The 12,686-nt window shown below is 69.4% G+C and carries 11 protein-coding genes; 7 read left to right on the forward strand and 4 right to left on the reverse strand.

Going from position 1 to position 12,686, the window contains the following annotated elements; translation table 11 throughout:
• Positions 1-6: 6 nt before the first annotated feature.
• Positions 7-582 carry a malonic semialdehyde reductase gene (locus tag ACWH49_RS04705; protein WP_448170406.1) on the reverse strand — a complete coding sequence of 192 codons (576 nt, stop codon included), beginning with the start codon at positions 580-582 and terminating at the stop codon, positions 7-9.
• A gap of 119 nt (positions 583-701) precedes the next feature.
• Between ACWH49_RS04705 and ACWH49_RS04710 the strand changes: the two genes are divergently transcribed.
• A complete protein-coding gene (locus ACWH49_RS04710) occupies positions 702-1,136 on the forward strand; it encodes a DUF1841 family protein (protein WP_448170407.1) in 435 nt (144 codons plus the stop codon).
• Between the two features lie 3 nt (positions 1,137-1,139).
• Here ACWH49_RS04710 and ACWH49_RS04715 read toward each other — a convergent pair whose 3' ends face one another.
• The 3 genes from ACWH49_RS04715 to ACWH49_RS04725 form a co-directional block, all read right to left on the reverse strand.
• Entirely contained in the window at positions 1,140-3,257 is a 2,118-nt protein-coding gene (locus ACWH49_RS04715; protein WP_448170408.1) for a putative bifunctional diguanylate cyclase/phosphodiesterase, read from the reverse strand.
• Positions 3,258-3,422: 165 nt separating this feature from the next.
• Entirely contained in the window at positions 3,423-4,061 is a 639-nt protein-coding gene (locus ACWH49_RS04720; protein WP_056464924.1) for a response regulator, read from the reverse strand.
• 25 nt (positions 4,062-4,086) lie between these two features.
• Positions 4,087-5,268, reverse strand: a complete 1,182-nt coding sequence (locus tag ACWH49_RS04725; RefSeq protein ID WP_448170409.1) for a response regulator — start codon at positions 5,266-5,268, stop codon at positions 4,087-4,089.
• Between the two features lie 176 nt (positions 5,269-5,444).
• Here ACWH49_RS04725 and ACWH49_RS04730 point away from each other — a divergent pair, with 176 nt between their 5' ends.
• From ACWH49_RS04730 to ACWH49_RS04755, 6 genes are all read left to right on the forward strand, one after another.
• Complete coding sequence (locus ACWH49_RS04730; protein ID WP_448170410.1) at positions 5,445-5,900, forward strand: hypothetical protein; 456 nt, start codon at positions 5,445-5,447, stop codon at positions 5,898-5,900.
• A 61-nt stretch (positions 5,901-5,961) separates the two neighbouring features.
• A complete protein-coding gene (locus tag ACWH49_RS04735; protein ID WP_056464930.1) occupies positions 5,962-6,324 on the forward strand; it encodes a response regulator in 363 nt (120 codons plus the stop codon).
• A gap of 27 nt (positions 6,325-6,351) precedes the next feature.
• Positions 6,352-8,487 (forward strand): chemotaxis protein CheA, encoded by a 2,136-nt coding sequence (locus ACWH49_RS04740; protein WP_448170411.1) that lies wholly within the window; start codon positions 6,352-6,354, stop codon positions 8,485-8,487.
• Positions 8,488-8,560: 73 nt separating this feature from the next.
• A complete protein-coding gene (locus ACWH49_RS04745) occupies positions 8,561-10,129 on the forward strand; it encodes a methyl-accepting chemotaxis protein (protein ID WP_448170412.1) in 1,569 nt (522 codons plus the stop codon).
• A 61-nt stretch (positions 10,130-10,190) separates the two neighbouring features.
• Positions 10,191-10,703 carry a chemotaxis protein CheW gene (locus ACWH49_RS04750; RefSeq protein ID WP_200947118.1) on the forward strand — a complete coding sequence of 171 codons (513 nt, stop codon included), beginning with the start codon at positions 10,191-10,193 and terminating at the stop codon, positions 10,701-10,703.
• A gap of 83 nt (positions 10,704-10,786) precedes the next feature.
• On the forward strand, positions 10,787-12,631 hold the full coding sequence (locus ACWH49_RS04755; RefSeq protein WP_448170413.1) for a methyl-accepting chemotaxis protein: 1,845 nt from the start codon (positions 10,787-10,789) through the stop codon (positions 12,629-12,631).
• Positions 12,632-12,686 lie beyond the last annotated feature (55 nt).

A 12,686-nucleotide genomic window follows, 5' to 3' on the forward strand; every position in this document is an offset into this window, starting at 1 on the left:
ACCCGATCAGGCGATCTGGCAGGCTTCCTCGAAGCTCAGGCGCGGGCTGCGGCCGAACAGCTTGCTGGCGTCGCCGTGACCGAGGTTGACGATGAAGTTGGTCTTGACCGTGGTGCCGGCCCAGAACGCCGCGTCGACCTTGGCCGCGTCGAAGCCGCTCATCGGCCCGCAGTCCAGGCCCAGCGCGCGCGCCGCCAGGATCAGGTAGGCGCCCTGGATGCTCGAATTGCGGAACGCGGTCGCGTCGATCATCGGCTGGTTGCCGACGAACCACGACTTCGCGTCGGCGTGCGGGAACAGCTTCGGCAACTGCTCGTAGAACGCCATGTCCATGCCGATGATCACGGTGACCGGCGCGGCCTTGGTCTTGTCCTGGTTGCCGGGCGACATGCCTTCGAGCAGCTTGGCCTTCGCCTGCGGCGTGGTCACGAAGATGAAGCGCGCCGGGCTGCTGTTCGCCGAGGTCGGGCCCCACTTCACCAGGTCGTACAGCTGGCGCAGCGTCGCTTCCGGGATCGGCTCGGGGCTGAAGCCGTTGTGGGTGCGGGCGTTGTCGAACAGTTGCTCGGTCGTGACGTTCATGAATTCGGTCTCGGGTTGAAGGGTGGTTCATTCTGGTCGCGTGCCGAACGCGCGCGGCGCGCAAAAATTCGTCGACCACGTTCGGCTGGGGTGAAGGGTCGCGCAGGCAGAATTCGCGGATGTTCCAGCCGTCCCAGCACGATGTCAGGCGCTTCTTCTGCGAAGCGCGTCGCAAGCAGCGCGAGACGCTGCCGCTGACGCCGATGGAGGCGATGGCCGCCGACTGGATCGCGCAGCACCCCGAGCACCACGCCGAACTCGATGACCTGGACGCCGCGCTCGCGGCCGACTACGCGGTGGAAGACGGCCGCACAAACCCGTTCCTGCACTTGTCGATGCACCTGTCGATCAGCGAGCAGGTCGCGATCGACCAGCCCACCGGCATCAAGCAGGCCTTCGGGCTGCTGGCCGCCAAGCTCGGCTCGGCGCACGCGGCGCAGCACGCGGTGATGGAGTGCCTGGGCGAGATGGTCTGGGCCTCGCAGCGCAGCGGGCGGCCGCCCGATGGCGAGCGTTACCTCGAATGCGTGCGGCGGCGCGCCACGCGCGACTGACCGCTACGGCTGATCGGCCTGCAGCGGCGCGTGCAGCGAGGCCTGGCGCGTCTCGCCGAACAACGAGGGGCGGAACACCGCCGACACCATCCGGTCGTCCATCGCCCAGAGCAACAACGCGCGCGCCGTCATCGGCTTGGCGAACAGATAGCCCTGCAGCTCGTCGCACCCCAGGTCGACGAGGATCTTGTGCTGGCGCAGGTTCTCCACGCCCTCGGCCACGACCTTGAGCCCGAGCGCATGGGCGAGCTTGACCACCGCGTCGACGACGGCGCGCGCATCGGCGCTGTGGTCCACGTCCTTGACGAAACTGGCGTCGATCTTCAGCTCCTCGGCCGGCAGGCGGCGCAGGTAGCTCAGGCTGGAGTGGCCGGTGCCGAAGTCGTCGATCGACAGGTGCGTGCCCAGTTCACCGAGGCGCCGGAAGGTCTCCTGCGTGGCGCCGGTATCTTCCATCGCCGCGGTCTCGGTGATCTCGCAGGTCAGCAGCGACGGGTGGATGCGGTAACGCGCCAGTGCGCCGGCGATGCGGTCGGCGATGTCGTCCTGCCGCATCTGGTAGGCCGAGAGGTTGATCGCGACGCGCATGCGCAGGCCCTTGTCGCGCCACGCGCGCGCCTGCTTGCAGGCGGCCTCGATGACCCAGTCGCCGAGCGACCCGATCAGGCCGGAGCGCTCGGCCAGCGGCACGAACTGCGCCGGCATCACGAAGCCCAGGCGCGGATGGTTCCAGCGTACCAGCGCCTCGGCGGCGGTGACCTTGCCGCTGCGCGCGTCGATCTTGGGCTGGAAGAACAGCTCGAGCTGGTTCTTGACCAGCGCCAGGCGCAGGTCGCGCAGCAGGTCGAAATTCTGCTGCACGTCGGCGTCCATCTCGGGCGCGTAGAAGCTGTGGCGCGCGCCGCCGGCCCGCTTGGCGGCGTACATCGCGGCATCGGCGCGCGCGATCAGCTTGGTCGACGGGCACTGGTCGGGATAGAGCGAGATGCCGATCGAGCACGAGATCACGACCTCGCGGTCGTCGACCCGGTACGGCTCGCTGAGCGTGTCGATCAGCCGCTTGGCCAGGCGCGCCACCGACTGCGGCGCGCGCTCGCCAATCGCCAGCAGCAGGAACTCGTCCCCGCCGATCCGCGCCGCGACGCCGGTGCTGCGCGCGAAGGCCTTCAGGCGCGCGCCGACCTGCGCCAGCACGCTGTCGCCGCTGCAGTGACCGAAGCCGTCGTTGACCGGCTTGAAGCCGTCGAGGTCGATGAACAGCACCGCCAGCGCGATCGAGGGCGACTCGCGACGGCGCGCGTCCCCCACCACGGCCGCCGCGCGGCGCCCCGGCCCGCGCGCCTGCTCGCTGCGCTGCGCGTCGACCTGCTTGGCCGCCTCCTGGAGGCGGGCTTCGAAGAACAGGCGCGTGGGCAGCCCGGTCAGGCTGTCGGTCACAGCGAGGTTGGCCGAGCGCGCGAGCGGCTCGGCCGAAGCGGACTGGCGCAGCGCCAGGCGGAGCACCGCGCCGAGCACGATCAGGCCGATCAGCACCGGCCAGGCCGGTCCGAACGCTTCGCCGGCGCTGAGCGGGCGCGCCGCGAACTCCCCGGCAAAGGGGCCGATCCAGCCCGCCGCCGCGAGGGCCGCAGCGGCGCGGATGAGCGCGCCGCGGTGCACGCTGCGCCACTCCAGTTGCGCGGCGAGCAGCAGGGCAGTCAGCCCCACGGCCAGCACGACGAGGCCGGCCAGGCCCAGTTTGGACAGCGGCCAGACGTCGGCGTGAGCACCGAGCATCGGCTGCAGCGCCGCCGCGCCGACCGCCGCAGCGGCGACGGGGACCGCCCAGCGCCGCCGGCCGCGATGCCACAGCGACCCCGTGCCGGTGATCGCGGCTGCCAGCAGCAGCGCCGGCCACCACGACGCCCACCACGGGAGGGCCGCCGCGACATCGGCGGCGCGCGCGGCGTGCGCCGACCACCACAGCGCGCTGGCGGCCAGCAGCACCGCCACGCCAGCGACGGCCGCCGCCATCGCCCGCGGCCGCGCGGTCGCGGCGAGATTGATTTCGGCCGCCAGCCAGAACATCGCAGCACAGACCGCCAGACCGGCCACCGTCAGAAGCGTGAAATGGGAAATCATCCGGGCAAGCGCGGGCCAGTTCTCGCGGACGCGCCCGAGGTGGCGCGACACCGTTACCGATGGTGACGGCAAATGTGCAACTGCGTGCGCTTATTGCGGACGGAAGTCCGGCCGGTTCGTGACGCATGCAACAGAGCGCGGCGCTCCGGCAGCGCCCAACGTCGCCTACTCGCTGCCGACCAGGCCGTTGCGGATGGCGTAGACCGTCATCTCGGAGTTGTTCGCCAGGCCCAGCTTCTCAAGCACCCGCGCGCGGTACACGCTGACGGTCTTCGGGCTCAGCATCAGTTCCTCGGCGATGTCGGACAGGCGCTTGCCGGACGCGATCATCACGAGCGTCTGCAGCTCGCGGTCCGACAACTTCTCGTGCGCGTTGGCGATCATCGGCGTGGTCAGGCTCTCGACCAGCATCTGCGCGATCTCGGGCGTCACGTACTTGCGGCCCTGCGCGACGGTGCGCACCGCGGCGACGATCTGCGCCGGGTCGCCGCCCTTGTTGACGTAGCCGTAGGCGCCGGCCCGCAGCGCGCGGATCGCGTACTGGTCCTCGGGGTACATCGAGACGACGAGCACGCGCATCGTCGTGACCTCGTCCTTCAGCACGTGCAGCACGTCCAGCCCGCTGCGCCCGGGCAGGTTGATGTCGAGCACGAGCACGTCGGCGGTGTGGTCGCGCATCAGCGTGCGCAGTTCGCCGTAGTCGCCGGCCTCGCCGACGACCTCGATGTCCGGGGCGTCGGACAGCGTGTCGCGGATGCCGCGCCGGATCAGCGCGTGGTCGTCGCAGAGAAAGACCTTGATCATGGGAGAGCCCGGCAGATGGAGATGGTCACAAGGCGCCCCATTGGCTCGGGTCGTCGTCGTCGCGCGGCGCGATCTCCGGCCGGCTCACGGTGCCGGGCAGCGTCAGCGGAATCGACAGGATCAGCGTCGTCCCGCCCGGGCCGCTGGTCAGGTCGACCCAGCCGCCGACCGTGCCGGCCCGTTCGTGCAGGCCGCGGATGCCGAACGAGCGCGCCTTCGCGAGATCGTCGGCCGACAGGCCGCGGCCGTTGTCGCTGATCTCCAGCGAGAGCACGCCGCCGGCCAGCGCCAGGTCGAGCTGCACGCGCGTCGCCTGGGCGTGCTTGGTGACGTTGGTCAGCGCCTCCTGCGCGGTCCGGTACGCGACCAGCGGCACGCCGGACGGCAGTTCGGGCGCGTCGGCGGGCAGGCGGATCTCGCAGTCGATGCCGGTGCGCTTCTCGAACCGCGAGGCCAGCCAGTGCAGTGCCGCGACCAAGCCCTGCTCGAGGATCGCCGGGCGCAGGTTGTGCATGATTCGCTTGCTGGAATCGATCGCCAGCGTGACGGTCTCCAGCGCCGAGTTGACGCGCCCGAGCACCTCGGCCGAGTCGGAGTGGCGCGCGATCCAGGCCAGGTCGAACTTCAGCGCGGTCAGCGAGCCGCCGACATCGTCGTGGATCTCGCGCGCGATCGCGATGCGCTCCTGCTCGATGCTGTTCTGCAGGTGCTGGGCGAGCTCGCGCAGGCGCTGCTTGGATTCGTCGAGCTCGCGGTCGGCCTGCACCCGGGCGCGCCGGGTCTCGGTGGCCTCGACCGCGTGCATCAGCGCCGGGACCAGCCGCGCCAGGTTGTTCTTCAGCAGGTAGTCGCTGGCGCCGTTGCGCATCGCCTTGACCGCGGTGTCCTCGCCGATCTCGCCCGAGACCAAGATGAACGGCAAGTCGCGGCCGCTGGCCTTCAGCAGGTCGAGCGCGACCAGGCCCGAGAAGCCCGGCAGGTTGTAGTCGGAGATGATCGCGTCCCACTCGGCCCGCTCGATCGCGTCGAGGAACTCGGCCTCGGAGTCGATGCGCCGCATCTTGACCCGCAGCCCGCCGCGCGCCAGATGGACGAAGGTCAGGTCGTGGTCGGCCTCGGAATCCTCCAGATGCAGGACCCGCAGCTCACGCTCGAATCCCGGCGGCGGACCGGGCGAACGCGGTGCAAACGGGGACAGGGTCGGCATCCGCGCAGTATGCCCCGCTCCGCCGCGGCGGGGCAATCGAAGCCGAGCAACGCCTTCGGGCACCCGAAAAGCGCGTCATTCGTCCGCTTGTTCGCGCTCAGGTCCGCCGCCCGGCGGCCGAAAAGACCGGAGATGCGCAAACCCGCACCTGCGCGCCGACCGACGACGGAATCACGATGCCCAATTCACTTGCCCTAGATGTGCCGCCCTCCGCGCCGATGCCGTTGCTCGCCGCAGCCGACCTGCAGGACAACCTGATGACGGCGACGCACGACCTCGACCGCCTGCAGACGCTGCTGGCGCACGCCTGCGACGAGCTGCTGAGCGGCTTCCATGGCGCGGTCGGCGAGATCCAGGAGCTGGTCGATGCAGCCCAGGACACGCCCTCCCCCGAACTGTTCGACGGCGTGATGCAGCACCTGGGCGGCGCGATCACCGCGCTGCAGTTCCAGGACATGGCCTCGCAGCTGATCGCGCACACCCACCGCCGCCTGCGCCACTGCGCCGACCGGCTGGCCCGCGAGACGATGGGCGGCGACGACGACGGCGCGGCCGTGGTCGAGGAGCCGCCGCTGCGGCCGAACCCGGTCACGCAGGACGAGATGGACGCCGGCTCGATCGAGCTGTTCTGACCCCGTCCGCTCAAGAACTCACCCCGAACAACCGACAACGCCCTGGAAACCCGGAGAAATCATGAATTCAATCCTTGCCGTCGACGACTCGGCATCCATGCGCCAGATGGTGGCCTTCACGCTGAAGAGCGCCGGCTACAGCGTCGTCGAGGCCGTCGATGGGCAGGATGCGTGGGAGAAGACGGCGAAGACCGACTTCGACCTGGTGCTGACCGACCAGAACATGCCGCGCCTGGACGGCATCGGCCTGACGCGCAAGCTGCGCGACAACCCCAAATTCAAGAGCACGCCGATCCTGATCCTGACCACCGAGTCGAGCGACCAGATGAAGCAGGCCGGCCGCGCCGCGGGCGCCACCGGCTGGCTCGTCAAGCCCTTCGATCCGGCCAAGCTGATCGAGGTCATCCGCAAGGTGATCCGCTGATCGCGGGGCCCATCAACAGGAGCGAGCATGGGTGAAATGACGCAAGAAGGCGCGAACATCGGCGCAGGCATCGACCTGAGCCAGTTCTACCAGGTGTTCTTCGAGGAAGCGGGCGAGAACCTCGACCGCATGGAAGCGCAGCTGCTGGAGATCGACATCGCAGCGGCCGACGACGAGGAACTGAACTCGATCTTCCGCTGCGCGCATTCGGTCAAGGGCGGCGCCGCCACTTTCGGCTTTGCCGACGTGGCCGAGCTGACCCACCAGATGGAAACGCTGCTCGACAAGCTGCGCCGCCACGAGCTGACGCCGACGGCGGCGATGGTCGACGTGCTGCTGCAGTCGGGCGACGCATTGCGCGCCCAGCTGGCACGCCACCAGGGTGCCGGCGGCGATCCGATCGACACCGCCGACCTGCTCACGAGCATCCGCGCGATGAGCGCCGGCCAGGCGCCGGCCGCGCCGATCGCCAAGCCGATCGCCGAAGCGCCTGTCGCGCCCGTTCGCGCCGACGCCCCGGCAGGATTGGTGGAGACCGCGCAGGCAGATCCGTCGCTGGCCCGCGAACTCGAGGTGCGCGTCGGCCCGCTGGCCGATCCGGCCCGCGCCGACAACCTGGTCGAGCTGTTCAAGGAAATCACCGACCTCGGCACGATCGAGCCGATCGACGGCGGCCAGGCCGGCGACGGCATCCGCCGCTTCCGCGTCATCACCACCAGCAGCGACAACGACCTGCTGGACCTGTTCACGTTCCATGTCGCCCGGGAAGAAGTCGCGCTGCTGCCGATGACCGAGGGCTACGGCTTCCACGCCGGCTCGCCGGGCGCGCCGCCGGCTGCCGAACTGGAGCATCGCGATCCGGGCTACGGCTTCTTCGACAACGCCCCGGGCGCGCCCGGTGCCGTCGAGGCGCCCGCCGCGGCCCCGGCCGCGGCCTCCGCCGAAGCAGCCCGCCCGCGTGTCGCGCCGAAGGCCGACAAGGCCCCCGCGGCCGCGCTCGAATCATCGACGCTGCGGGTCTCGGTCGAGAAGGTCGACCAGCTGATCAACCTGGTGGGCGAGCTCGTCATCACCCAGGCGATGCTCGCGCAGAACAGCAAGCAGATCGACCCGGCGCTGTACCAGCAGCTCGCCGCCGGCCTCGCCGACCTGGACCGCAACACCCGCGACCTGCAAGAGTCCGTGATGTCGATCCGGATGATTCCGATGTCGATGGTGTTCAGCCGCTTCCCGCGCATGTTGCGCGACCTGGCCGCCAAGCTCGGCAAGAAGGTCGAGTTCGTGACCCAGGGCGAGGCCACCGAACTCGACAAGGGCCTGGTCGAGAAGATCACCGACCCGCTCACGCACCTCGTGCGCAACAGCTGCGACCACGGCATCGAGATGCCCGAGGAGCGCCTCGCGAAAGGCAAGCCGGAGCACGGCACCATCACCCTCGCGGCTTCGCACCAGGGCGGCTCGATCCTGATCGAGGTGCGCGACGACGGCAAGGGCCTGTCGCGCGAGAAGCTGATCAAGAAGGCCCGCGAACGCGGCATCGACGCGCCCGATTCGATGACCGACAGCGAGGTCTGGAGCCTGATCTTCGCGCCCGGCTTCTCCACCGCCGAGGTCGTCACCGACGTCTCGGGCCGCGGGGTCGGCATGGACGTCGTGAAGAAGAACATCACCGCGCTCGGCGGCACGGTCGAGATCGACTCGGCCGAGGGCTACGGCATGAGCGTCAAGGTGCGCCTGCCGCTGACGCTGGCGATCATGGACGGCATGTCGGTCGGCGTCGGCGACGAGGTCTACATCCTGCCGCTGTCCTCGGTGATCGAATCGTTCCAGGTCAAGGCCGACACGATCAAGACGATCGGCGGCAGCGGCCGCGTGATCGAGGTCCGCGAGGAATTCATGCCGGTGCTCGATCTCGAGCAGGTCTTCGGGGTGCCGCGTGCGGACTTCGAGAACGCCGGCGGGATCATGGTCGTCGCCGAGGCCGAAGGCGGTCGCGTCGCGCTGCTGGTCGACCAGCTGCTCGGCCAGCAGCAGGTCGTCGTCAAGAACCTCGAAGCCAACTACCGCCGCGTCAACGACATCTCGGGCGCCACGATCATGGGCGACGGCCGCGTCGCGCTGATCCTGGACGTCGGCAGCCTGGTGCGGCGCTCGCGCCACTGAGCGCTCGTCCGTTCCGCCCCACTCGCCCGCGCAGCTTGCGGCAACCCTCTCCACCGCTGAATTCCCCAACACCATGTCCCTGAACAACCTGCGCATCGCCACCCGACTCGGACTCGGCTTCGGCGCCGTGCTGCTCCTGCTGCTCTTCATCGTGTCCTTCGCGTGGCGTCAGCTGCAGTCGACCGACGCCGGCCTCACCGCGTCGCTGAGTTCGCAGCAGCAGGCCGGCCTGGCCCAGGAGTGGAAAGGCAAGACCGAACTGAACGTGGCGCGGGCCGTGGCCATCGCCAAGTCGAGCGGCCAGCCGGAGGTGCAGGCCTACTTCGACCCGCTGGTCAAGCAGACCTCGGCCGAGATCGGCGTGATCCAGAAGCAGCTCGAGGGGCTGGTCAGCGGCGACGAGGGCAAGACGCTGATGACCACCGTGGCACGCCAGCGAGAGGACTACATCGCCAAGCGCAACCTGGTGTTCGGCGCGATCAAGCAGGCCGATTACCTGCTTGCCGAGTCGCTGCTCAAGGAAAAGATGCTGCCCGCTTCGACCGCCTACCTGGCGGCGATGGACAAGGTCCATGCCTTCCACACCACGCGCGCCGCGCAGGAGTCGGCGACGCTCGAGGCCGGCATCCGCACCGCGGGCAAGGTGCTGCTCGGGTTGCTCGGCCTGGCCCTCGCGCTGGGTGCCACGATGGCCTTCGTGATCACCCGTTCGGTGACGGTGCCGCTGCACGAGGGCGTGGCCGCCGCCGCGACGATCGCCGAAGGCGACCTGTCGCAGACGCTGACCTCGAACCGCCGCGACGAACTCGGCGACATGCTGCGCACGCTCGGCCGCATGCAGGCCGCACTGCGCACGCTGGTCGGCGAAGTGCGCAGCTCGACCGACAGCATCCAGACCGCCAGCAGCGAAGTGGCGATGGGCAACCAGGACCTGTCGGCCCGCACCGAGCAGACCGCGTCCAACCTGCAGCAGACGGCCTCGTCGATGGAGCAGGTCACCGGCACCGTCAAGCACACGGCCGATGCCGCGCTCCAGGCCAAGCAGCTCGCGCTGTCGGCGGCCGAAGTCGCCGCACGCGGCGGCAGCGTCGTCGAGCAGGTGGTCGCGACGATGGAGGACATCAATAGCTCGTCGAAGAAGATCGCCGACATCATCGGCGTGATCGACGGGATCGCGTTCCAGACCAACATCCTCGCCCTGAACGCGGCCGTCGAGGCGGCGCGCGCCGGCGAGCAGGGCCGCGGCTTCGCGGTCGTGGCCGGCGAGGTGCGCTCGCTCGCACAGCGCTCGGCGACGGCGGCGCGCGAGATCAAGGGCCTGATCGGCGCCAGCGTCGACAAGGTCGCCGGCGGCTCGCGCCTGGTGGCCGATGCGGGCCGCACGATGACCGAGATCGTCGGCTCGGTGCAGCGCGTCTCGGACATCATCGGCGAGATCACCGTCGCCTCGAACGAACAGAGCAGCGGCATCAGCCAGATCAACGGCGCAGTGACTCAGTTGGACCAGATGACGCAGCAGAACGCCGCGCTCGTCGAAGAGTCGGCCGCCGCCGCCGAGAGCTTGCGCGAGCAGGCGGCGCGGCTGTCGCAGGTGGTCTCCACCTTCCGGCTGGACGCCCGCACGCCGGCAATGGCCGCGTGAGTCCCGAATTCCTCGCGCATTTCTCGCTTCAGATTTGTTAACAAACGTCGAAAGAAACACCATGGACATGATCACCGACGCCCGCCAGATCGCCTCCCACGAAAGCGCCCGCGCGGCGGCTGCCGCCGGTGGCGAGTTCCTCACCTTCCGCCTCGGCGCCGAGGAATACGGGATCGACATCCTGAAGGTCCAGGAAATCCGCTCGTACGAGCCGCCGACCCGCATCGCGAATGCGCCGCCGTTCATCAAGGGCGTCGTCAACCTGCGCGGCGTGATCGTCCCGATCGTCGACCTGCGCCTGAAGCTCTCGTGCGAGACCGCCGAATACAACAGCTTCACGGTCGTGATCGTGCTGAACGTCAAGGGCCGCGTCGTCGGCGCCGTCGTCGACTCGGTCTCCGATGTGCTCGCGCTCGACGCGGACACGATCAAGCCGGCCCCCGAGATGAGCTCGGCGGTCGACACCAGTTTCATCACCGGCATCGGCAGCGTGGCCGAGCGGATGCTCATCCTGATGGACATCGAGGGCCTGATGGCCAGCGAAGAGATGGGCCTGATCAACACGATTCACTGAAAGAGCGGACGCTCGCTCGAGCGTCCGTACCCGCGGCCGGGCAGTTCTGGAGCCGCTTTGCAGCCACCAAGGATCCAGCAGCAATGAAAGTCATCGGCAACATGAAGGTCGGCATGCGTCTCGGACTGGGCTTCGCCGCCCTGTTGACGCTGCAGCTGGTCACCACCGGCATCGGCATGCGCCAGATGGCGGACCTGTCCAGCAATGTCACGACCATCACCGAAGTCGGCGAGGCCAAGCTGAAGGCGCTGAACGAGATCTCCGCCAACATCGGCGCGCGCGCCATCGCCGCGCGCAACCTCGCGCTGCTGACCGAACCCGCGGCCCAGAAGCCGGACCTGGAGCGTGTCAAGACCGCCCAGACCGCGATCGACAAGGGCATCGCCGAACTGACCGCCGTGATGCAGAAGTCACCGGAGTCGTCGAGCGCGGAAGAGCGCGAGATGCTGGACAAGCTGCGGTCGCTGGAGGGCAAGTACCTGCCGATCGCCACGCGCATCGTCGGCCTGGCCACGACGCAGAATACCGACGAGGCCGTGAAGGCGCTGACCCAGGACTGCATGCCGCTGCTGACCCAGGTGATCGGCCATGTCGCCGCGTTCAACGATCTGCTGAAGAAGGAATCGGTCGACAGCGCGGCCGCCGCCCAGGCCACCTACGAACGGGCCAAGTGGCTGATCATCGTGATCAGCGCCGCCTCGCTGGCCCTGGGGATCTTCATCGCCTGGCTGCTGACGCGCTCGATCACCCGTCCGCTGCACGAGGCCGTCTCGGTGGCCCGCCGCGTCGCCGAAGGCGACCTGACGACCCACATCGAGGTCAGGAACACCGACGAGGCCGGCCAGCTGCTGGGCGCGCTGAAGCAGATGAACGACAGCCTGGTGAAAGTGGTCGGCAACGTGCGCCACGCCAGCGATTCGATCTCGACCGGCTCGACCGAGATCGCCGCCGGCAACCAGGACCTCAGCTCGCGCACCGAGCAGCAGGCCAGCGCGCTCGAGGAAACCGCCGCCTCGATGGAACAGCTCGGCGCCACCGTCCGCCAGAACGCCGACAACGCCAAGCAGGCGAACCAGCTGGCCCAGAACGCCAGCACGGTCGCGGTCCGCGGCGGTGACGCCGTCGGTCAGGTCGTGGAGACGATGAAGGGCATCAACGAATCGTCGCGCAAGATCGCGGACATCATCAGCGTGATCGACGGCATCGCGTTCCAGACGAACATCCTGGCGCTGAACGCGGCGGTCGAAGCCGCCCGGGCCGGCGAACAGGGCCGCGGCTTCGCGGTCGTCGCCTCGGAGGTGCGCAGCCTCGCGCAGCGCAGCGCCGATGCGGCCAAGGAAATCAAGGCGCTGATCTCGGCGAGCGTCGAGCGCGTCGAGCAGGGCACCGTGCAGGTCGACCAGGCCGGCGCGACGATGACCGAGGTCGTGACCTCGATCAAGCGCGTCACCGACATCATGGCCGAGATCAGCGCCGCGAGCACCGAGCAGAGCGCCGGCGTGGCGCAGGTCGGCGACGCCGTCACCGAGATGGACAAGACCACGCAGCAGAACGCCGCGCTGGTCGAGGAAAGCGCCGCCGCCGCCGAGAGCCTGCGCAACCAGGCCCAGCAGCTGGTCGCCGCAGTCGCAGTGTTCAAGCTGGCCGATGATGGGCGCCATCACGTGGCCGCCGCCCCGGCCGCGCCGAGCAAGCCGGCAGCGCCGGTCGCCGCCAAGGCCCGCGCCGCGGTGCCGACGCTGCACCATGCGGTCGCGCCGACTGCCGCGCCGGTTGGCGCGACCACGCCGCCGGTCGAGCGGCGCGGCCCGAACCGCGCGACCAACGTGGTCCGTCCGACCTTCACGCCGCCGGCACCCGCCGCGAAGGCCGACAGCCCCGCCGCGGCCGCCGCCAAGAGCGGCACCGACGACTGGGAATCGTTCTGACGACCCGATAGTGCCGTGACGACGACAGGGCCGCGCGATGCGGCCCTTCGCTTTT

This window comes from Rhizobacter fulvus (assembly GCF_964020785.1).

What these genes read in the sequence shown, in the direction of transcription:
- ACWH49_RS04725 (WP_448170409.1), bottom strand. Translation starts at nt 5,268, where the DNA reads ATGCCGACCCTGTCCCCGTTTGCACCGCGTTCGCCCGGTCCGCCGCCG.
- ACWH49_RS04750 (WP_200947118.1), top strand. Translation starts at nt 10,191, where the DNA reads ATGGACATGATCACCGACGCCCGCCAGATCGCCTCCCACGAAAGCGCC.
- ACWH49_RS04715 (WP_448170408.1), bottom strand. Translation starts at nt 3,257, where the DNA reads ATGATTTCCCATTTCACGCTTCTGACGGTGGCCGGTCTGGCGGTCTGT.
- ACWH49_RS04720 (WP_056464924.1), bottom strand. Translation starts at nt 4,061, where the DNA reads ATGATCAAGGTCTTTCTCTGCGACGACCACGCGCTGATCCGGCGCGGC.
- ACWH49_RS04710 (WP_448170407.1), top strand. Translation starts at nt 702, where the DNA reads ATGTTCCAGCCGTCCCAGCACGATGTCAGGCGCTTCTTCTGCGAAGCG.
- ACWH49_RS04735 (WP_056464930.1), top strand. Translation starts at nt 5,962, where the DNA reads ATGAATTCAATCCTTGCCGTCGACGACTCGGCATCCATGCGCCAGATG.
- ACWH49_RS04730 (WP_448170410.1), top strand. Translation starts at nt 5,445, where the DNA reads ATGCCCAATTCACTTGCCCTAGATGTGCCGCCCTCCGCGCCGATGCCG.
- ACWH49_RS04755 (WP_448170413.1), top strand. Translation starts at nt 10,787, where the DNA reads ATGAAAGTCATCGGCAACATGAAGGTCGGCATGCGTCTCGGACTGGGC.
- ACWH49_RS04740 (WP_448170411.1), top strand. Translation starts at nt 6,352, where the DNA reads ATGGGTGAAATGACGCAAGAAGGCGCGAACATCGGCGCAGGCATCGAC.
- ACWH49_RS04745 (WP_448170412.1), top strand. Translation starts at nt 8,561, where the DNA reads ATGTCCCTGAACAACCTGCGCATCGCCACCCGACTCGGACTCGGCTTC.
- ACWH49_RS04705 (WP_448170406.1), bottom strand. Translation starts at nt 582, where the DNA reads ATGAACGTCACGACCGAGCAACTGTTCGACAACGCCCGCACCCACAAC.